The organism is Alteromonas sp. CyTr2 (genome assembly GCF_947311905.1).
GTDB lineage: Bacteria > Pseudomonadota > Gammaproteobacteria > Enterobacterales > Alteromonadaceae > Alteromonas > Alteromonas macleodii.
On sequence record NZ_CAMZMZ010000092.1, the window covers coordinates 1 to 1,016 of the forward strand.

Consider the following 1,016-nt stretch of genomic DNA (forward strand, 5'->3'; position numbering starts at 1 on the left):
CTTGAAAACCCAGAATCAACCATTACGCCATTTGGCGGTGGTAGCCGAATTACGAGTGACGACAGCAGCGTTCCAGACTTTGTAGCTGCCTATACGTCAAAGTATGACTGGGGTTATGTAAAAGTAGCGGGCTTATTAAGACAGTTGTCTTACGATAATGCCGCTGGCATTGATGCGGACGAAACCAGCTTTGGTGTATCGGTAACCGGTAAATACAATTTGTCTAATGGCGACGATATTCGCTTCACGTTCAACACGGGTAAAGGTTTAGGCAGATACTCTGCGCTAAACGCAGTTAATGGTGCAGTACTTACCGAAAGCGGCGACCTTGAAGCCATAGACTCAACAGGTTACGGCGTTGCGTATCGTCACAAGTGGAGCGAAAAAGCGCGCAGTAGCATCATGTTCTCGGCGTTTGAAGCAGACAATGACGTATCATTAACGGGTTTAGCTACCACTGAAAGCACTTATAGCACACGTGTAAACTACTTGTACTCGCCAACTAAAGCGCTAACCGTTGGCGCTGAATACGCTTTCGCAAAGCGTGAAATTGAAGCCGGCCTTGAAGGCGACATGAACCGCTTCCAAGTTTCAGCAAAATACGCATTCTAATACATGCACTAAGTTAAAAAAGAGAAACGGCACTGAACTCATCAGCGCCGTTTTTTTGTGCATACAGAAAAATAGAATGGCGCGCTACATTAGCTACATAGTAGTGAAGATAATACCCAAAGGCATAATAAAGAATAAGCCACCGATATAAGCTGCGCCGTACATTTTCCGCTCTGCCGCTATCACTGATAATTGATAAGACAAATTGAGCGGAATATTGCGCAATAAAGGCAGCCCGTAAATAAGCGTAACGCCCAGAACGTTATAAATCAGGTGCACAAGCGCTATTTGTAGTGCAAATCCACTATTAACCCCCACTACACCCAACGCTGCGATAAGCGCAGTGATACATGTGCCTATATTTGCGCCCAATGTGAACGGATAGATATCCTTAGCTTTTAAAA

The 1,016-nt window shown here is 45.0% G+C and carries 1 protein-coding gene and 1 pseudogene; one reads left to right on the plus strand and one right to left on the minus strand.

Going from position 1 to position 1,016, the window contains the following annotated elements; translation table 11 throughout:
- Positions 1-612 (plus strand): DcaP family trimeric outer membrane transporter (locus QME20_RS19690; protein WP_281716520.1); only part of this gene is annotated, 612 nt, incomplete at its 5' end.
- Between the two features lie 93 nt (positions 613-705).
- Here the strand turns inward: QME20_RS19690 and QME20_RS19695 are convergent.
- Positions 706-1,016, minus strand: a pseudogene (locus QME20_RS19695) (Na/Pi cotransporter family protein); the annotation flags it as partial.